This is a genomic window from Bacteroides coprosuis (genome assembly GCF_020741705.1).
Classification (GTDB): Bacteria; Bacteroidota; Bacteroidia; order Bacteroidales; family Bacteroidaceae; genus Bacteroides_E; species Bacteroides_E coprosuis.
This window is the reverse complement of record NZ_DYYK01000194.1, coordinates 1-20212: the sequence shown is the minus strand read 5'-3', so window position 1 is coordinate 20212 and position 20212 is coordinate 1. Positions and strand designations below refer to the sequence as shown.

The 20212-nt window shown below is 34.6% G+C and carries 18 protein-coding genes; 8 read left to right on the top strand and 10 right to left on the bottom strand.

All coding sequences use genetic code 11. The annotated features are described in order from the left end of the window. Positions 1-60 precede the first annotated feature (60 nt). Positions 61-1299, bottom strand: coding sequence for a cardiolipin synthase (gene cls / locus K8V80_RS11765; protein WP_276778261.1), 1239 nt, complete (start codon positions 1297-1299; stop codon positions 61-63). Between the two features lie 178 nt (positions 1300-1477). Here cls and K8V80_RS11760 point away from each other — a divergent pair, with 178 nt between their 5' ends. Then, the gene (locus K8V80_RS11760) at positions 1478-2914 is read left to right on the top strand and encodes a methyltransferase RsmF C-terminal domain-like protein (RefSeq protein ID WP_276778259.1); all 1437 of its coding nucleotides are present in this window, start codon (positions 1478-1480) and stop codon (positions 2912-2914) included. Here the strand turns inward: K8V80_RS11760 and K8V80_RS11755 are convergent. From K8V80_RS11755 to K8V80_RS11735, 5 genes are all read right to left on the bottom strand, one after another. After that, positions 2909-4084 carry a TolC family protein gene (locus tag K8V80_RS11755; RefSeq protein ID WP_006743439.1) on the bottom strand — a complete coding sequence of 392 codons (1176 nt, stop codon included), beginning with the start codon at positions 4082-4084 and terminating at the stop codon, positions 2909-2911. The two genes, K8V80_RS11760 and K8V80_RS11755, sit on opposite strands and share 6 nt — an antisense overlap. Before the next feature lie 4 nt (positions 4085-4088). Continuing rightward, positions 4089-7172 (bottom strand): efflux RND transporter permease subunit, encoded by a 3084-nt coding sequence (locus tag K8V80_RS11750; RefSeq protein WP_276778256.1) that lies wholly within the window; start codon positions 7170-7172, stop codon positions 4089-4091. A 14-nt stretch (positions 7173-7186) separates the two neighbouring features. Beyond that, positions 7187-8329 (bottom strand): efflux RND transporter periplasmic adaptor subunit, encoded by a 1143-nt coding sequence (locus tag K8V80_RS11745; RefSeq protein ID WP_276778254.1) that lies wholly within the window; start codon positions 8327-8329, stop codon positions 7187-7189. A 101-nt stretch (positions 8330-8430) separates the two neighbouring features. Next, positions 8431-8877, bottom strand: coding sequence for a DUF6769 family protein (locus tag K8V80_RS11740; protein ID WP_006743436.1), 447 nt, complete (start codon positions 8875-8877; stop codon positions 8431-8433). A gap of 39 nt (positions 8878-8916) precedes the next feature. Further along, positions 8917-10548 carry an ABC-F family ATP-binding cassette domain-containing protein gene (locus tag K8V80_RS11735; RefSeq protein ID WP_006743435.1) on the bottom strand — a complete coding sequence of 544 codons (1632 nt, stop codon included), beginning with the start codon at positions 10546-10548 and terminating at the stop codon, positions 8917-8919. A 406-nt stretch (positions 10549-10954) separates the two neighbouring features. On the opposite strand from K8V80_RS11735, the gene K8V80_RS11730 reads away from it, so the two are divergent. Continuing rightward, positions 10955-11446: a metallophosphoesterase family protein gene (locus K8V80_RS11730; protein WP_276778252.1), complete on the top strand. Its 492-nt coding sequence runs from the start codon at positions 10955-10957 to the stop codon at positions 11444-11446. Here the strand turns inward: K8V80_RS11730 and K8V80_RS11725 are convergent, their stop codons facing one another. Further along, on the bottom strand, positions 11447-12346 hold the full coding sequence (locus tag K8V80_RS11725) for a 1,4-dihydroxy-2-naphthoate polyprenyltransferase (RefSeq protein ID WP_276778250.1): 900 nt from the start codon (positions 12344-12346) through the stop codon (positions 11447-11449). Positions 12347-12414: 68 nt separating this feature from the next. On the opposite strand from K8V80_RS11725, the gene K8V80_RS11720 reads away from it, so the two are divergent. Continuing rightward, positions 12415-13308, top strand: a complete 894-nt coding sequence (locus K8V80_RS11720; RefSeq protein WP_276778248.1) for a metallophosphoesterase — start codon at positions 12415-12417, stop codon at positions 13306-13308. Here the strand turns inward: K8V80_RS11720 and nadD are convergent. From nadD to K8V80_RS11705, 3 genes are all read right to left on the bottom strand, one after another. Beyond that, positions 13298-13882, bottom strand: a complete 585-nt coding sequence (gene nadD, locus K8V80_RS11715; RefSeq protein ID WP_276778246.1) for a nicotinate (nicotinamide) nucleotide adenylyltransferase — start codon at positions 13880-13882, stop codon at positions 13298-13300. The two genes, K8V80_RS11720 and nadD, sit on opposite strands and share 11 nt — an antisense overlap. 81 nt (positions 13883-13963) lie before the next feature. Further along, positions 13964-14530, bottom strand: coding sequence for a guanylate kinase (gene gmk / locus K8V80_RS11710; RefSeq protein ID WP_006743430.1), 567 nt, complete (start codon positions 14528-14530; stop codon positions 13964-13966). Between the two features lie 3 nt (positions 14531-14533). Continuing rightward, on the bottom strand, positions 14534-15412 hold the full coding sequence (locus K8V80_RS11705; RefSeq protein WP_006743429.1) for a YicC/YloC family endoribonuclease: 879 nt from the start codon (positions 15410-15412) through the stop codon (positions 14534-14536). A gap of 77 nt (positions 15413-15489) precedes the next feature. Between K8V80_RS11705 and tsaB the strand changes: the two genes are divergently transcribed. The 5 genes from tsaB (at position 15490) to K8V80_RS11680 (ending at position 20076) form a co-directional block, all read left to right on the top strand. Continuing rightward, positions 15490-16182 (top strand): tRNA (adenosine(37)-N6)-threonylcarbamoyltransferase complex dimerization subunit type 1 TsaB, encoded by a 693-nt coding sequence (gene tsaB, locus K8V80_RS11700; RefSeq protein WP_276778244.1) that lies wholly within the window; start codon positions 15490-15492, stop codon positions 16180-16182. Between the two features lie 43 nt (positions 16183-16225). After that, positions 16226-16831: a DUF4290 domain-containing protein gene (locus K8V80_RS11695; protein WP_006743427.1), complete on the top strand. Its 606-nt coding sequence runs from the start codon at positions 16226-16228 to the stop codon at positions 16829-16831. Positions 16832-16890: 59 nt separating this feature from the next. Then, on the top strand, positions 16891-18195 hold the full coding sequence (gene murA, locus K8V80_RS11690) for a UDP-N-acetylglucosamine 1-carboxyvinyltransferase (RefSeq protein ID WP_006743426.1): 1305 nt from the start codon (positions 16891-16893) through the stop codon (positions 18193-18195). After that, the gene (gene rimM, locus K8V80_RS11685) at positions 18192-18713 is read left to right on the top strand and encodes a ribosome maturation factor RimM (RefSeq protein WP_006743425.1); all 522 of its coding nucleotides are present in this window, start codon (positions 18192-18194) and stop codon (positions 18711-18713) included. The genes murA and rimM overlap by 4 nt, the downstream gene beginning before the upstream one ends. Before the next feature lie 187 nt (positions 18714-18900). Next, positions 18901-20076, top strand: coding sequence for a 1-deoxy-D-xylulose-5-phosphate reductoisomerase (locus tag K8V80_RS11680; RefSeq protein ID WP_276778242.1), 1176 nt, complete (start codon positions 18901-18903; stop codon positions 20074-20076). Positions 20077-20212 lie beyond the last annotated feature (136 nt).

Here is a 20212-nt window from a genome sequence, read left to right as displayed (position 1 = left end):
TTCTTATTGCTTTCTTCTAACTTCTTAGATAGATTTATCTGCTTGATTGAATCTCTTAAATTATAAGAATGGAGTAAGAAGGTGTCCAAACCAGCCTACAAATTTTTTCCAACCCGATCGGTTTTTCCAACCTTCCTTTGTTAATTTAGTACTTCTACTCATATCTTTAAAGAAAAGTGAATCTAGCTGATGAGTGACGTCTTCATTCATTATGAAAGCATTTGTTTCATAATCGTATCTGAGGCTTCGGCTATTTAAGTTGGCACTGCCCACAGTACAAAAATGGTCATCAATAGTCATTGTCTTTGTATGGTGAAAGCCTTCATTAAAAAGATATATCTCTGCTCCTTTTTTACGTAGTTTATTTACGGCATAAAAAGAGGCTTCAGGTGTAAAAGGAATATCCGATTTTAGAGGGATCATAATTTCTACTTTTACCCCTTTCTTCATAGCCTTATGCAATGCCTTACGAATAGATTTAGTAGGTAAAAAGTAGGGATTAATAATGCGAACATTATGTTTAGCTGATAATATGGCTTCTTTATAGGTATCTCTAATCGCTTTGGGAGTTCGCTTGGGCCATCTATCAACAATTGCTATTGGCTTTTGAATATTCTTATCTATTTGAATAGGGTCGGGATAATATTTAGGACCACCAATATGTTGTTTTGTTTCTCTGTTCCAAGTATTCAAAAATATTTCTTGTAAGTATTTTACAGCACTACCTTCAATACGCATGTGCATATCATACCAATTTCCTATTTTGGGCAAGCCATTAATGTAATAATCTGCTATGTTCATACCACCCGTATAGCCTATTATACCATCAATAATAACAATTTTACGATGATCTCTATGCATTGCATGATTGATGTAGGGGAAGCGAATTGGATCAAATTTTACAATTTCAATACCTAAATCGTGTATGGCTTGAATATGTTTTTTCTTCAAAGGTTTATTATTTGACCAATTCCCAAAGGCATCAAAGAGAGCACGCACTTCAACTCCTTCTTTTACTTTTTCAGCAAGTAGCTCAAATACAGCTTTAGCTATGGAGTCATTTCTGAAGTTAAAATATTCAAGATGAATGTGGTGTTTGGCCTTTCTCATGTGGGCAAAAAGGTCTTCAAACTTCTCTCTTCCGTTTGGTAGTAACTTAACGTCGTTATTGTTGGTTACAGGAATTCCATATTCTTTAAGGAACTCTGTAAAAATAGAATCACTGGGTTGTTCTGTCTGGGCGTTTAAGTTAAGAAAGCAAAATATAGAGAGTATTAATATTCCTATACGTTGTCTCAAAATGTTTTATTTTTAAGTTGAATAGGCAAAGGTACAATTAATATCGTTTTTTTATAACTTCCATATTAAAAGAAACGTTAAGAGTCTAAATGAGTTTTATAAGAATGCTTTTTTAGACTGTTTAGTGTTGGATAGAAAGATAAAAAGAAGGATATTTGCACGTTTTTATTTTTAAAATATGAATTTACCTCCACAATTTATAACTCAAACCCAAAGTTTATTAGGCGATGTTGAGTGGCAAAAGTTGAGTGAAGCCTTAGAAGAGCCTCAACCCATTAGCATTCGTTTAAATCAAAATAAGATAGATAAATATGGTATTTGTTTGTCTCAAGATATTTTCGAATCTATACCTTGGTGCGAATCAGGGTTCTATTTAAGTGCTCGTCCTACTTTTACTTATGATCCGTTATTTCATTCAGGAGCTTATTATGTGCAAGAAGCTTCTTCTATGTTTATTGAACAGATTGTAAAACAACACTTGCCGCACAAGAATATTGTTGCTTTGGATTTGTGTGCTGCTCCAGGTGGTAAAACAACTCTTTTAAGAAGTTTATTACCTTCTAATAGCCTCTTAATAGCAAATGAGATAGTTAGAAAAAGAGCACAAATCCTCTCTGAAAACTTGCTTAAGTGGGGGCATCCCGATGTTATTGTCACCAATAATAGTTCAGAAGATTTTAGTGAATACACTAATATGTTTGATTTAATTGTCGCAGATGTGCCCTGTTCAGGCGAGGGGATGTTTCGAAAAGATGAAGGAGCTATTGCTGAGTGGAGTGTAGAGAATGTTGACGTGTGTTGGAAGAGACAGAGGGATATTATTTCCTCTATTTGGCATTCTTTAAAACCAGGAGGATTATTAATCTATAGCACTTGTACTTATAATACAAAAGAGAATGAAGAAAATGTGGCTTGGATACTAGATACCTATGGTGCTCAATCTTTGCCTGTTCAAATAGAAGATTCTTGGAATATCACTCGATCATTGTATAGTAAAACACTCAACACCTATCGTTTTATGCCTCATAAAACAAAGGGAGAGGGATTTTTTGTTTCGGTAATTCAGAAACCTTTAGAGGAAGATGATGTGGTAGAGTTTCGCTTTCCTAAAGAAAAAGGGAAGAGTAAAAAACGCATTACAGCCCAAGAAGCGATTAATAATAAAATATTTGAAGAGTCAATAAATTGGATTAACAACTCCAATGAGGTCTATGATAGCGTGGTATATAATGATACACTTTTTGCTTTTCCTAAATTATATATGCCTTATTTGCAGTTATACCAAAAGGAGAAAATGCGCATAGTACATGCGGGTACACCTATTGCTTATATCAAAGGGAAAGCCTGTATTCCTCATCATGCTTTGGCTTTAAGTAACTTACTTCAAATAAATACTTTTGAGAAAGTAGAGATAAGTTATGAACAGGCTATTGCTTATTTACGCAAAGAGGCCATTACTTTACCAGCAATGACCTCTAAGGGTTTTGTTATTCTAACTTATAAGAATATGCCTTTAGGCTTTGTAAAGAGCTTGGGCAATCGATCAAATAATCTATATCCTACTGAGTGGAGGATAAGAAGTGGTTATATGCCCCAGCAGCTTCTTACTTTATAAGCGGTGTTTATATAGTTTAGCTATTTGTTTTTGATACATATTCTGTATTTGTATCAAGTTCTGTGCACTTTGATATACTGTGGCTATCTCAACAAAATAGGCCGTCATACTAAGCTCTCCACCTTGGAGGGCTTTTTCTAGTAAACTCAGTGCTCCCTCAATATCTAGAGTTTTTTCATAAGAGTCAATTTGCTCTTTCATGGCTTTGGCTTCTTCATACGATTGATAAATTTCTGACTGTAACTTGTTTTTTACCAAATCTTCTGAGAAAGCTTTGCTTATTGCATTGGCCTTTGCACTACTTACTTTTCCTCGATTATTAAATAGTGGAATAGAAAAACCAACAACAAGTCCGTTGGCATGGTGTCCTGTACCACTATTCCTTTTATAACCTAGTTCTAAATGAGGAAACCATCCAGCCTTATTTACAGCTATTTGTTTGACAGCCGCCTCATATTCACTACGAGCATATTGGATGTCAAAACTAGAATCGAATGCTTCATCTTTAATTAAATTATAATCAGGTAAATCAATTGATGGATATTCGCTATGAAGTATAGAAATAGGTTTGTTCCCATTTAAAGTAACAAGCTCTGCTTCTTTCTTTTTTAATTCAGATGCATTGATGGTTGACTCCGTTTGAATATTTAATTTCTCAAGTTTAATCTTATTTACTTCTATGCTTGTAGCATCACCTGCTTCGAGCATCTTTTGATACGCTTCATATAGCTTATCTGCATAATTTAGTCTTTGATCTAAAATTGTCTTTTGTTGATGAAGCATAATCAAATCTAAACAAACTTCTTTTGCTTGAAGCAATATATTCTGGCGTTGGGAAAGGAAAGTTGCTTCTAGTGCCTTTATTTTTCTTTTGTTTACTTTGTTTCTGTGAATATAAGCTGTTGGAAACTCAAACCCTTGTGTAATTTCTAGTTCGCTTTCTGTTTCACTCTTGTTTTTAGAATCCCATACATGAGCATAAGATACTGTTGGGTTATCTAGGTTGTTAGAAGATTTTGTATCCCATACCTGTGCTTCCATTAATTTTTGATTCGCCTGAATCTCTGGATTATTCGCCTCTATTTGTTTTAATATGACTTGAAGATCAGATTGAGCAAATGCAAGCGATGCTGTACACAGACTTAAAGCGAAAATGATATATCTTTTCATATTCTTATTTCTTTTGATGCATTTTTTGATAGACAATAGGAATGATAAATCCATTTAATAAAGTGGATGTTAATAATCCCCCTAAAATAACTTTAGCCATAGGACTTTGAATTTCATTTCCTGGTAAATCTCCACTGATAGCAAGAGGAACCAATGCTAAAGCAGAGGTCAAAGCAGTCATTAAAATAGGGTTTAATCGATCTAATGATCCTTGGATAATGCTATCTTCTATCGCCATTCCATCCACTTCTTGTAGATAATTGTAGTGGCTAATTAAAAGCATACCGTTACGTGTGGCAATTCCAAATAGAGAAATGAATCCAATAATTGCTGGAATACTTAATTCTCCAGTAGTACAAGCTAGAACAAACACGCCACCAATAAGAGCTAAAGGTAAGTTTAATAAGATTGCACCAGCTTCTTTTGCACTCTTGAACTCATTGTATAAAAGTAAGAAGATAACCATAATAGACATTATAGAAGTTATGGCTAAAGTTCTGCTAGCAGCCTGTTCACTTTCAAACTGTCCTCCATATTCAATATGATAACCTTCTGGTAGTTGAATGTCATCTTTTATGCGTTGTTGTATATCATTTACCACTCCTCTTAAATCTCTATCAGCGATATTGGCAGAAATGACAATCTTTCTTTTTACGTTTTCTCTGCTAATGGTATTCGGACCCATAGCCGATTTTATTTCAGCAAGTTGAGCTATTGGTACTTTCTTTCCATCAGATGTGTCTATCAATAGATCTTTTAATTTTTCCATAGTGTCTTTGACATCCTGTTTCACCTTCACAGTTAAATCAAAAGTTTTACCTTGCTCATAAACTTGAGATGTTACTTCTCCTGCTAGATTGGCATTGATAAACTCTGCGAATTGTGGCATTGTAACACCATACCTAGCAAGCAAAGTTCTGTTGGGAGTAATTTTTAATTGAGGGCGCTCAATTTGCTGCTCCACATTTAAATCGACAATTCCTTCAATATCAGATATCTTAGATTTAATGTTATTCCCTATTTGGAACATACGATTTAGATTATCGCCAAACAATTTAATAGCAATATTGGCTTGAGTACCCGAGAGCATAGCATCAATTCTATGACTGATAGGCTGACCAATCTCTATCATTGCACCATTGATTGTTGATAGCTTTTCACGTACATCAGCTACTAATTCACTTCTACTTCTATCTTTAATAACAAAAGGAGCTTCAATTTCAGATGTATTTACACCCAATGCATGTTCATCAAGCTCTGCACGACCAGTTTTGCGAGCAACAGTTTGAATTTCGGGAATGTTCATCAATATTTTTTCAGCACGTTGCCCCATTGCATCACTTTCTTCTAAAGAAATACCTGGTAATGAGCTTATGTTAATAGTGAATGATCCCTCGTTGAAAGGAGGTAAGAAGCTACTACCTAGGGTGAAGAATGTGATTAATGCTGCTACAAATAAAGCTAATGTTGATCCAACAGTTACTTTTTTATGGGTTAGTACCCAGTGTAGACTTATCTTATAATATTTTTTTAGCCAAACAGCTAAGAAAGCTTCTTTAGGTACTTTATCGGTGTTGTCGGTATTTAATAAGTAGCTACATAATACCGGAGTTAAAGTTAAAGCTACAACAGTTGATGCAAATAAGGCTGTGATAAATGAGATGCCGAGAGGAACGAGCATACGTCCTTCCATTCCACTCAAAAAGAAGAGGGGAACAAAACTAGCTACAATAATCAGTGTAGAGTTTAATATAGGCATACGCACTTCTTTAGAAGCATTAAATACTATCTCTAGAGTATTCAATCTCTCTTCTTTAGGTTTCAGTTTGTTTTCCCGTAATCGTTTATAAACATTTTCTACGTCAACAATAGCGTCATCTACCAATGAACCTATAGCTATAGCTAAACCACCTAAACTCATTGTGTTTATAGTTAAGCCCATATAGTGCATAACTAATATTGCTGATACAAAGGAAATGGGTATAGTAACTAGAGAAATAATAGTAGTTCTTATATTGGCTAAGAAAAGGAAGAGTACAATTACTACAAATACACCTCCTTCAATAATAGCTTGTTCCACATTTCCTATGGAGTTTTCTATAAAATGACTCTGGCGAAATATATCTGTGCTAATCTTGACATCTGTCGGAAGAGTTTGTTTTAAATCTTCTAAGGCTTCTTCTATCTTTTCAGTAAGTTCAATGGTACTCGTTGCTGGTTGTTTGTTGACAGTGAGTAATACAGCAGGTTTTCCTTTTTCTGATGCAGTTCCTAGTTTGGGTTCTTTCGCCCCAACTTTAACGTTCGCTACATCTTCTAATAAAATAGGATGATTGTCTATGGTCTTGATAACAGATTTACCCAAAAGCTCAACATCATTGGTGGATAGAATACCACGCACGATATATTCATTTCCATGTTCATAGATAACACCACCATTCGTGTTCAGATTCATTTGCTTGGTAGCTTCTAGAACTTCATTTAAAGAGACATCGTAATGTTTCATCCGATTGGGATCTATGAGTACTTGATACTCTTTTACATCTCCACCCAGTACAGAAACTTGAGCAACACCTCCTGTAGAAAGTAATCGAGGACGGATACTCCAATCTGCTAAAGTACGCAAATCAAGCATTGACGTAGAATCTGCTGTCATACCAATGATCAGCATTTCTCCAAGAATAGATGATTGAGGTCCAAGAGTTGGCTTACCTATGTTGTCTGGTAAAGATTCACTTACAATAGCGAGTTTTTCAGAAACAATCTGACGGGCAAGGTAAATGTCCATATCCCAATCAAATTCTACCCATACGACAGAGAAGCCTGTAGTGGATGAAGATCTTACTCTCCTTACCCCAGTAGCTCCATTTACAGAGGTTTCTACGGGAAATGTAACTAATTGTTCTACTTCTTCAGCTGCCATTCCATGAGCTTCTGTCATCACAACAACAGTGGGTGCATTGAGGTCGGGAAAGACGTCTACTTCTGTATGACTGGCCACGTATGTCCCAGCAATAATCAATAGAATAGCTGCGAATAAGATTACTAATCTATTCTTTAATGAAAAATGTATTATTTTATTTAGCATAGTTCTACTCTATTTTAATGTTCGTGTGTATGAGCTGGAATAGAACTAGTTGCTGAAGCTAATTTAATTTGCTGAGCACCTTTTTGTACGATTCTATCGCCTTCTTTTATCCCAGAAAGTATTTCTACTTTTTCTCCATTATCAACTCCTAATTTTATTTCTACTTTCTCATACTCTTCTTCACAGAGTTGCTTGTATGCAAAGTACAAACCCTGTTCCTCAGTAATTGCAGAGTAGGGTAGGGCTATTGCATCTTCTTTATTTTTAGAAAGGAGATACACTTCAACAAAAGAGTCTGGCACAATATCTCCTATATTATTAAAAGCAAAGGTAATTGGTAATAAATAACCATTTTCTGATGGGTTTTTGCCAAAAGAAATAACTTCTCCCTGCAAGTCATCCAGTTTATAAACTTGGTCGTAGTAAGATGATTTAAAGTGTGCAGACGTAATATCTTTTAATTGCGTATAATATCGCTCAGAAACCTCTGCTCTTAAGTACAGACGTTTGTTTTTAGTTATACTCATTAGTGGCTGCCCTACATTAACATAATCACCCTCTTTTACATAGATTGATTTCACATAACCAGCTAGTGGAGATTTAATATCTTGTCCGTTGGCTGTGTGTCCTTTAGCATTTGCTTCATAGCTGATACGCGCATTTTCGTATTCTTGTTTGATTTTAGCAAAGTCTTTTTGAGTAATAATTTTGCTATCGACTAGTGGTAATACACGTTCATACTCTTGTTTTGCGATTTCAAAATTGATGCGAGCACGTTGTGCTGGGTCACCATCTTGAATATTTCTTGAAGATAATGAAGCGACTCTTTGTCCGTTTTGTATAGCTAATCCCTCAACCAATTTATGAGGTAAACTAACAATCCCTGGAATGGTAGCTACTACAACAGACTCATCTCCTTGTGCTGCTAGAATCTTACCTCCTGTTTTGATTACATTTTGAAAAGGCTCTACTTTAATAATATCTGATAGGACCCCTGCTGCTTTCGCTTTTTCTTTTGAGAGTTCTACTACATTTTCTCCATGTTCGTGGTCGTGTGCGTGAGCTTCTTCGGCGTGGTCATGGTTTTCTGAGGTGTTTGCTTTACAAGCACCTAATAAGAATGCACTACAAAGTGCAAAATATAATATTTTGTTCATTTTGAGATTTTTATAATGATAGATAGATTTGTGGGTTTAAAGTCCAATAACGACTTTATAAACGACTTCTTGTCTAGTATGATAAGAAGCGCTTATTCTATTTATGCATTATAAAATGGGGGAGCTCGTTTGCCAAAAGGAGCAATGAGGGGGACGAAATGTTCCTTTTCAATATATAAAGTATCACAATGCCCCAAATGCTTATCAGGGCATAAAAAGGATATCAGTAATTCAGAGATATGAATATTGAAAAGCTGGAAATCAAAGGGTTGTAAGTGATCAATATCACTCATATCCAGTTTGATAGCATTAATATTGGTGATACAGCCAGAGGTACATGTTTTCTTATCAGAAGAAGGACCTTGTTGATGTTGACAATCCCCTTTTAGATCGCAATCACAAAGCCCAGAAGAATCCATAGCATCATCACTGGTGTTGAGACATATCGTATACATGTCCTTATGATGATGGTGTGGAATAGTAGGTATCGCTATCATCAGGAGAGCAATACAAGCTAGTGTCCACGCTATGAATTTCTTTTTAAGCATTTATCTATATAGGGTATATTGGCAAAGATAAACTTTTTTTTAATGTTCTAATTCTTGAAGTGATTCTATTTTCTTGGATTCCAAGAAATCGTAGATTCCACCTAGATGCTCTCTTACCTTCTTATTACCAAACTCATAGACTTTATCTACTAGTCCATCTAGGAAATCTCTATCATGAGAAACAACAATAAATGTTCCATCAAACTTAATCAGTGCTTGTTTTAAAATATCTTTAGTGACTAAATCTAGGTGATTGGTAGGCTCATCGAGAATTAATAAGTTTACAGGTTCCAATAAAAGTTTAAGAAGAGCTAATCGAGTTCTTTCTCCACCCGAAAGTACTTTTACCTTCTTTGTTGATTCTTCTCCTCCAAACATAAAGGCACCCAATAAATCTTTTATCCTATTTCTTATTTCACCTACGGCTACATCGTCAATCGTTTGGAATACAGTTAACTCTTCATCGAGTAGAGATGCTTGGTTTTGTGCAAAATAGCCTATTTTGACGTTATGACCAACTTTCAATTCTCCATCATGTTCGATTTCCTCCATGATACATTTCACTAGGGTTGATTTTCCCTCACCATTTTTTCCAACGAAAGCTAATTTATCTCCTCTTTCAATTACTAAGTTGGCATCTTTGAATACAACATGATCTCCATAAGTTTTGCCAACGCCTTCCATGATAACAGGATAACTTCCTGAGCGAGGTGCAGGAGGAAACTGTAGTCGAATTGCTGAAGTATCAATTTCATCTACTTGTATAATTTCGAGTTTTTCGAGCATCTTAACTCTACTTTGTACTTGTAAAGTTTTAGAATAAGTTCCTTTGAATCTTTCTATAAAATCCTTAGTATCAGAAATGAACTTTTGTTGTTCTTCGTATGCTTTTAATTGTTGTTCTCGTCTTTCTTTTCGAAGCTCTAGGTACTTAGAATAGTTTACTTTGTAATCGTAAATTCTACCCATAGTAACTTCAATCGTACGAGTAGTAATGCTATCCACAAATTTTCTATCGTGGCTAATAACTACAACTGCTTTATTGTTGGCAACTAAAAACTCTTCAAGCCATTGAATAGACTCAATATCTAAATGGTTTGTAGGCTCATCAAGTAAAAGGACATCAGGTTCTTGGAGTAATAGTTTAGCTAATTCGATACGCATACGCCAGCCACCACTGAACTTATTGGTAGGTTGATCAAAGTCTGCTCTAGAAAAGCCTAGCCCCAGTAAAGCCTTTTCTATATTCTCATCATAATTGATATCTTCAATAGTATAAAACTTTTCACTTAATGTAGCTACTTGTTCTATGAGCTGCATGTACTCATCGCTCTCATAATCTGTTCTTGTAGCTAGTTGTTCATTGATATCAGCAATCTCTTTTTCCATATCGTGGATGTGAGAAAAAGCTTGAGCAGCTTCCTCAAAGACAGTTCTACCATCTTCTGTCATTAAATGCTGAGGCAAATAAGCTATTTTACAATCTTTTGGAGCAGCAACCTTTCCTCGAGTAGCTTCTCTTTTTCCTGATAAAATTTTAAGCAAAGTAGATTTACCTGCTCCGTTTTTACCCATTAGGGCTATTCTATCACTAGGGTTTATTACAAAAGATACATCACTAAATAGGGCTGAACCTCCAAATTCTACTGTTAATCCGTCTACTGATACCATAAATGTGTTAATTGAAGCGGCAAAGATACTCTTAATTTACGAGTTGTCTATCAGTCTATTTCTTAAATATATTGAAGATAATGAAGTGGGAAAGGGGAATATTAAAATTTAATGATATACTAATTGTAAAATCGATTTTGAAAAAGTAGAGAACTAGCTCTACTGAAAGTGTTGAGCCTCATGTCATAAATGATCTTTTAGGAATAAGAGTAGGTTTACTTTGACACCGACATGTCATTACGATGTCGGTGTCAAAGTTTACTCTTGTCGGTGTCATGATGATAATAGATATCCGTTAAACTATCTATGTACGAGGAAATATATGAAGATGAGAAAAGGACTATTTTAAAGTTTGATTGTTGTTTTTCTCTAAAGATTGTACCTTCGTTTAATAAACGAAATAGGAATGACAAAAATTGGATTATTATCAGATACTCATGGATATTGGGATGATAAGTATTTAACTTATTTTGCTGATTGCGATGAAATATGGCATGCTGGAGATATAGGTTCACTCGTTTTAATTCAAAAACTAGCTGAGTATAAGAAAGTAAGAGCCGTTTATGGAAATATTGATGGACAAGATATACGTAAGATTTATCCTCAGGTAAATCGTTTTAAAGTAGATGGTGCAGAAGTGGTTATAAAACACATCGGAGGCTATCCAGGTAAATATGACCCTTCAATTCAGAGCTCTCTATTTATTAATCCCCCTCAGTTGTTTATTAGTGGACACTCTCATATTTTAAAAGTAAAATATGATAAAACATTAAATATGTTACATATCAATCCTGGAGCAGCAGGAATTTCGGGTTTTCACAAAGTGCGTACAATGGTGCGCTTTACTATAGATAAAGGTGTTTTTAAAGATTTAGAAGTTATAGAATTAGCAGGCTAATTATCTACTTAAAATAAAACCTAAAGAAAGTAGAAAACCCATTAGTAGTATGTTTTGAGAAGTTTTACCCAATATAAGGTTTAACTTTTTTCCTTCATATATTTTCTTCATCTCTGCATAAGTTTTTATATGAGGGATGAGGTAAAATTGAGGTAAAATACCAGCAAATATATATCCTTTATAAACAAAAGTAAGACTAATAACTGAAGCTACTAATCCTAAACCTAGGTATAAATAGGCTCCAAAATCTTTTCCAAAGCGTACAATAAGGGTCTTTTTTCCACTCCTAAAATCAGCAATATAATCTCTGTAATTGTTGACTACAAGTAGAGTGTCAATAATTAATCCACACACTATGGATGCCATGGTTACGTCCATATTCCAATCTAGCGCTTGAACATAGTAAGTTCCGCCTACAGGAACAAAACCAAAAAATAGAAGGACAAGAATATCTCCATAGCCATGATAAGATAGAGGGTAAGGACCAGTGGTGTAAGCAAAGGCAAAGATAACACATAGGATACCTATCAAAATTAAAGTCCAGCCGCCATAATAGATGAGAGTTGAACCAATAGCACAAGCGATTATTATAACTACAGCTATTCCTTTCTTCATCGCATTTGGAGTAATCCATCCTTGAGTACAAGCTCTATCTGGTCCTAAGCGATCTTCTTTTCTATCTGTTCCTTTGAGATAATCGTATAGATCGTTGATGAAGTTGGCTGCAATTTGCATTAATCCAGCAAAAGTAATACATATCAAAGTTGGAATTAGTTGAAAAGAATCGTGCAAGTAAGCCAGAGAAGCTCCTATAATTACGGGAACAATTGCCCCCGATAAAGTTTTAGGTCGTGCCGCCAATATCCAAGCACGTATTGAGTTTGTTTGTACATTAACCATTAATACTGTAGTTTTGAATACGTTTTGCAAAGATATAAAAAGCTTATAACATAGTTTAGAATAAAAATATGAAAAGAAAGAATCATTCCTTATATATGCTAGGCATTGTAACGTGCCTACTATTCATACTAACTTCTTGTAGTACATCAAAAGATAGCTTAACTGTAAGTAGAAAGCCTGGTATTAGTTCTACCACTACTCGACTAAATGTGGCAGAGTGTGGTATAGATCGCTTAAAAGAATATACAGTGGTACATACCGATATTCCTAAATCTTTTGATGGGAAGACTATTTTGTTTATTTCTGACACACATTATCCGAGTCTTTTTAAGACTAAAGATCTGAATGCTCTGATCTCTTATTTAAAAACATTGAACTATGATATTATGTGTCTTGGCGGCGATTATCATGAAAATACCAACTTAATTGATACCCTTTTTGATAGATTAGGAGAAGTAAAACCTGCTATGGGTGCTTATGGAGTAATGGGGAATAATGATTATGAACGTGGATATGATGTTGTAGCTAAGGCTATGCAGCGCAATGGTATTCAGCTGTTAGAGCATAAAGTAGATACAATTAAGTATAAAGGTTCTTTTATTCAAGTGGTAGGAATTAAAAATCCTTTTAATCTGACAAAAAATGGAATATCACCGACTTTGGGGTTATCGGATAAAGATTTTGTGGTTTTACTAACTCATACTCCAGATTATGCCGAAGATGTTGTTATTCGTAATTCTGATTTAGTGTTGGCTGGACATACTCATGGAGGACAAGTTAGAATCTTTGGTGTAGCACCAATTGTTCCTTCAAAATATGATCAGAAATTTCTAACGGGGTTGGTCTATAATTCTGCAGGGATCCCAATGATTGTAACTAATGGAATAGGTACGTCTAATAAAAATATAAGAATAGGAGCTCCAAGTGAGGTAGTACTCATCCACTTAAAATCTATTCGTTAGTATATAATTTTTTATCCTTGATAAAGGAATAAACATTGGGATGTAAAAAATATCTGAAATCTTTCCCTTTCTCTATATTCTCACGAATAAATGTCGAACTAACCTCTATAACGGGTGAGTCAATATAATATACATGTTCAGGAAGATTTTCTTTGTTAATGGTATGTCCTACGCGAGGATAAATTAATAAATTGTATTTGGAAATCAATTTATCTGCATCTTTCCATTTATCAAATAAGTCCCAGTTATCTGCACCTATCAAAAGATAAAACTCATATTCTGGGTACTTTTCTTTTAATGCATCTAAGGTGTTGATGGTATACGAAGGTTGGGGAAGAGCAAACTCAAAATCAGATGCTTTGAATTTAGGATAACCTTGTATGGCTAGTTGTACCATATCAAGACGAAGAGTGTCGGATTCTAGATCCCTTACCTCCTTTAGTGGATTATGAGGTGTTACCATAAACCACAATTCATCAATCCAATTGGATTCACAAATATAGTTGGCTAGTGCTAAGTGTCCGATATGTATCGGATTAAAAGATCCACTAAAAATTGCAATTTTTTTCTTCATCTCTATAGGGTATAAAAAAAGAACCTCAATAGGTATACAAATATATGCTTATTGAGGTTCAGTGTATTTGAGGATTATATTTTATGCTTCAACAAAATCTTTGATAATCTTCTCTGCTTGATTTAAAGCATGCTCTAGATTATCATTGATAATAACACAATCAAATTTTGAAGCAAAGCCTAGTTCATATTCAGCTTTACTGATTCTTTGTTCAATAACTTCATGGGAATCAGTAGCTCTTCCTTCTAATCGTTTGCGAAGTTCTTCAATAGAAGGGGGTTGAATAAAAATAGAAAGGGCTTTATCTCCGAAATATTTTTTGATGTTGCATCCACCCACAACATCTACATCAAAAATAACATTTTGACCAGCTTCAGTTTGCTTTTCAACTTGATTTTTTAAAGTGCCATAGAAGCGATCTGGATAAACTTCTTCATATTCTAAAAACTCATTATTCGCTATCCTTTTCTTAAACTCTTCTGGAGTTAAAAAGAAGTATTCTATACCATGCTTCTCTGAGCCACGAGGAGGTCTGCTAGTAGCAGATATAGAGAAGGCTAGATTTAAATTTTGAGTAAGAAGATGGTTGATTATTGTTGATTTGCCCGAACCCGATGGGGCCGAAAATATAATTAGTTTTCCCGCCATTACTTATAATACATTCAATACTTGTTCTTTGATTTGCTCTAGCTCGTCTTTCATTTGAACTACGATACGTTGCATTTCTGCATGGTTTGATTTACTGCCAAGTGTATTAATTTCACGACCAATTTCTTGAGCAATAAAACCTAGTTTCTTTCCTTGACCAGCTTTGCTGTTAAGTGTAGTAACAAAGTAAGTTAAGTGGTTTTTAAGACGTTGCTTTTCTTCGTTAACATCTAATTTCTCAATATAGAAAATCAGTTCTTGCTCTAGGCGATTATTATCATATTCTACGTCAAGAGCATTTTCAAGAGAATCAGTAATGCGTTCTCTGATTTTTTCTACACGTTCTTTTTCGTAAGGATCTATAGTAGCTAGAAGAGATTCTATTGTATCGATATTGTGTACAAATTTTTTCTCAAGAGCAGCACCTTCTTGGTTTCTAAATGTATTTAGGTGCTCAATAGCCTCTTCAATTGTTTTTAGAACAATTTGCCATTCTTCTTCGCTAACCTCTTGTATCTCTGGTTTAGTAAGAACATCTGGCATTTTAAGGAGTGTCTGGAACCAATCGTTTGGAACAGGGATGTTTAAATTTTGCGAAATTGTACTAATTTGCTTATAATACCCTTCAATAAGAGCTTCATTAATCGTAACTGCAGCATCAGATAAATCTTCTTTGTCAATCCATAGATTGAAATCTACTTTACCACGAGAAACTTGTTTTGATAAAATCTTACGAATTTCAATCTCTTTTTCACGGTATGCAGGAGCTATCCTTGTTGATAAATCTAATGATTTACTATTAAGAGATTTAATCTCGATTGTTATCTTTTTATCGGGTAGAGTGGCAATAGCTTTACCATATCCCGTCATTGATTGTATCATATACTTGTTGTTTTGCACAAAAATAAAGGTTTTTTCGTAATTATGAGTTATCTTTGCACAATATTAAATTGAAAGTTATGTCGTGTATACTACACATTGAAACGTCTACTGCTGTATGCTCAGTTGCAGTAAGTCAAGACACAGATGTAATATTTAAGAAAGAAGAATTTAAGGGACCTTCACACGCCGTACTTCTTGGCGTATTCGTAGATGAAGCCCTATCGTTTATAGATAGTCATGGAATTCCTTTAGATGCAGTTGCTGTTAGTTGTGGACCAGGTTCTTATACGGGTTTGCGTATCGGTGTCTCAATGGCAAAAGGGATTTGTTATGGTCGCAATGTTCCATTAATAGCAATACCTACACTTAAAGTGTTGGCTGTGCCTGTATTGTTGCATAAGGAGATACCCGAAGATGCTCTATTATGTCCAATGATTGATGCTCGTAGAATGGAAGTTTATTCTGCTATCTATGATAGATCTTTGAATGAACAAAAGCCGATCTCTGCAGATATTATTGATGAAAACTCTTATATTGAGTTTTTAGATAAACAACCTGTGTATTTCTTTGGTGATGGTGCTGCAAAATGCAAAGACCAAATAACTCATCCGAATGCTCACTTTATTGACAATATAAATGCTTTGGCTGGTAGTATGATGCCTTTAGCCGAAAAAGCAATTTGGAATAAAGACTTTGTGGATGTAGCCTATTTTGAACCTTTCTACTTGAAAGAATTTGTAGCAACTAAGCCTAAAAAGAATATACTATAAGTTGTATAGTAAGAATATTAAAAGAAAATTATGAAAGGAAAGTATGGAGTATAATACACAGAAGATGAGAATGCCTTTGCCAGAGTATGGTAGAAGTATTCAGAATATGGTTAATTACGCATTGACTATTGAGGATAGAAGTGAACGTCAGCGATGTGCAAATACGATAATAGATATTATGGGGAATATGTTCCCTCATTTGCGCGATGTTCCCGATTTTAAACATAAACTATGGGATCATTTAGCTATAATGTCCGATTTTAAGCTTGATATTGACTATCCTTACGAAATTGTGCGTGAAGACAATCTTCATACTCGCCCTTCAGTTCTACCTTACCCTCAAACTCGTATCCGCTTTCGTCACTATGGTAAAACTATTGAAAAACTTATCAGTGAGGCAGATAAACTAGAAGATGGGGATGAAAAGAATCATTTGGTTGCGTTGATAGCAAACCATATGAAAAAAAGTTATACAACTTGGAATAGAGATTCTATTGATGACGAAAAAATTGATAATGATTTGAGAGATTTATCAAGAGGAACATTAAGACTGAATGATGCTATCCTTAAAATAATGAATGCTCGCGTCTCACAATATCAAAATCGCCCTAAGAATAGAAATAATCAACGTCGAAATTATAAACATTAGAAAAATTTTGACTATTATAGTGTTTATATAATTGTATAACCTGTTATAACTTTTTAGCTATGGCTTCATTCATTATTGAAGGTGGACATAAATTGCATGGTGATATTTATCCTCAAGGTGCAAAAAATGAAGTTTTACAAATTATTTGTGCTTCACTTCTAACTTCTGAAGAAATTACTGTCCATAATATTCCTGATATTCTTGATGTAAATAACTTAATCCAATTGATAAGACGAATTGGTGTTAAAGTAGAGAAGAAAGGAGTTGACACCTATAGTTTTAAAGCTGAAAATGTAGATTTAGAATATTTAGCAAGTGATGATTTCTTGAAAAAATGTTCTAGTTTGCGTGGTTCAGTAATGTTGATAGGTCCTTTGGTTACTCGTTTTGGCAGAGCTGTTATTTCCAAACCTGGAGGAGATAAAATAGGTCGTCGTAGACTAGATACACATCTTCTTGGAATCCAAAAATTAGGTGCAAAGTTCGAATATAACGATGCCGATGGTATGTGTGAATTGACAGCTAGTAAACTAAAGGGTTGCTATATGTTATTGGATGAGGCTTCTGTTACGGGTACAGCAAATATTGTGATGGCTGCTACTTTAGCTGAAGGGATTACTACTATTTATAATGCAGCGTGTGAACCCTATTTGCAGCAACTCTGTAAGATGTTGAATAGAATGGGCGCTAAGATCAGTGGTATTGCTTCTAATTTACTCACTATAGAAGGTGTGGATAAGTTGAAAGGTACCGAACATACTGTTTTGCCAGATATGATAGAAGTGGGTTCATTCATTGGTATGGCTGCTATGACTGGTAGTGAAATTACGATTAAAAATGTTTCTTACGAGAATTTAGGAATTATTCCAGATAGTTTTAAAAGACTAGGCATAGAGCTTGAGCAAATAGGTGATGATATCTTTGTCCCCGCTCAAGATGGTTATGAGATAGATACTTTTATTGATGGTTCTATTATGACTATTGCTGATGCTCCATGGCCTGGATTAACACCCGACTTATTAAGTGTTATGTTAGTTATTGCTACTCAAGCAAAGGGGAGTGTCCTCATTCACCAAAAAATGTTTGAAAGTCGCTTATTCTTTGTCGATAAATTAATTGATATGGGCGCTCAAATCATTTTGTGCGATCCTCACCGTGCTGTTGTTAATGGACACAATAAACAGATTCAACTCCGTGGAGGTAATATGACATCTCCAGATATTCGTGCAGGTATTGCTCTGCTAATTGCTGCAATGAGTGCAAAAGGGGTGAGTCGTATTCATAATATAGAACAGATAGACCGTGGATATCAGAATATTGAAGATCGCCTAAATGCTATAGGGGCAAGAATTACACGTATATGATAAGAGAAGAAGAAGTTATTCAGGTGGGCTTTTTTACAAAGACTCACGGTATTTCAGGTGAACTTTCAGTAGAATTTATCAATGACATCTTTGATTTAGCTGATCCTGATTTTATAATATGTAAGCTTGATGGTATTTTAGTTCCATTTTTTATTGAAGAATATCGATTTAAAACGGATACTACTGCTTTGATTAAATTACAAGATGTTGATTCTGAAAACAAAGCAAAACGGTTTACTAAAGTTGAAATATACTTACCTAATACTTTAGTAGAATCTTCTGAAGAAGTTGACCATTACTCTTGGTTGAGCTTTAAAAACTTTCTAATAACGGATACTACAATAGGTGAGATTGGTGAAATTATTGATGTTGACGAATCTACACTTAATGTCCTATTTAAAGTAAATTATTCTGGTGAAGAGATTTTAATCCCTGCTGATGAAAGTCTGATAGTAGGGGTGGATGATGATAAACGCATTATCCAAATGAATTTACCTGAAGGGTTACTTTCTTTGTAGGAAACAGTTAAATACCCTAAAGAACCTAGTATTGTTAGCGCATAATTGATTACCTTTGTGCGCTAATATCTTATAATATAAGGGAGATTTATTTAAGAATCCCCCTTATCTATTTTTGTGATTTGAATTGGCTTCGTTTCATCGAACGTTTATTTCAAGTTGCGTAGATTACGCTAAGATCAAAACTATGAATGAAGTTAGAAAAAAACAGATTGCAATATTAGGCTCTACTGGCTCTATAGGTACTCAGGCATTAGATGTAATCAGTGAACATCCTAATTTGTTTGAGGTATATGCTCTCACAGCAAATAATAGAGTAGATGAGTTAATACAACAGGCAAGGAAGTTTCTTCCAGATGTTGTAGTTATTGCTAATGAAAGTAAATATTCCTATTTAAAAGAATCTCTACAAGACTTACCGATTAAAGTTTATGCTGGGGCAGATGCTCTAACTCAAATAGTAACAGCTCATCCTATTGATATTGTATTGACTGCAATGGTGGGGTATGCTGGATTAAAACCAACAATAGAAGCAATTAAGGCTAAAAAAATAATTGCACTAGCGAATAAAGAAACTTTAGTTGTTGCTGGTGAGTTAATAAATAGTTTAGCTCAAGAGTATAGAGTTCCCATTCTTCCTGTAGATTCTGAACATTCAGCAATATTTCAGTGTTTAGTGGGCGAATACGATAATCCAATAGAAAAAATCATATTAACAGCATCTGGTGGTCCATTCCGTACAACATCTTTAAGTGATTTAGCTAGAGTTACTAAAACTCAGGCACTAAAGCATCCTAATTGGGATATGGGGGCTAAAATTACTATAGATTCTGCATCTATGATGAATAAAGGTTTTGAGGTTCTAGAAGCAAAATGGTTATTTGGCGTAGATCCTAGCCAGATTGATGTTGTGGTACATCCTCAGTCTGTAATACACTCTATGGTACAGTTTGAAGATGGTTCTGTTAAAGCACAATTGGGTGCACCAGATATGAGAACACCTATACAATATGCTTTTTCTTATCCCAATAGAGTAAAATCTTCAGTTAAAAGATTAAGTTTTGTAGAATACTCAACATTAACCTTTGAAACTCCAGATATTACCCGATTTAGAAATTTAGCTTTGGCTTATGAGGCAATGCATCAAGCTGGCAATATGCCTTGCATTTTAAATGCAGCTAATGAAATTGTAGTAAGTGCATTTTTAAAGGATAAAATAGGATTTTTGGAGATGAGTGATGTTATTGAGCAAACTATGCTTAAAGTAGCTCACCTAAAAACTCCATCTTATGATGATTATGTAGCCACAGATAGTGAGGCTCGTATTTTCGCTTCTGAATTCGTTTCAAAAGTGATGAAATAGAATAGTAATAATAATAATCGAGAAATATTGTAATGGAAACATTTTTAATAAAAGCACTGCAATTAATGATGAGCCTTTCCCTGCTTGTTATTGTTCATGAAGGGGGACACTTCTTATTTGCACGTTTATTTAAAGT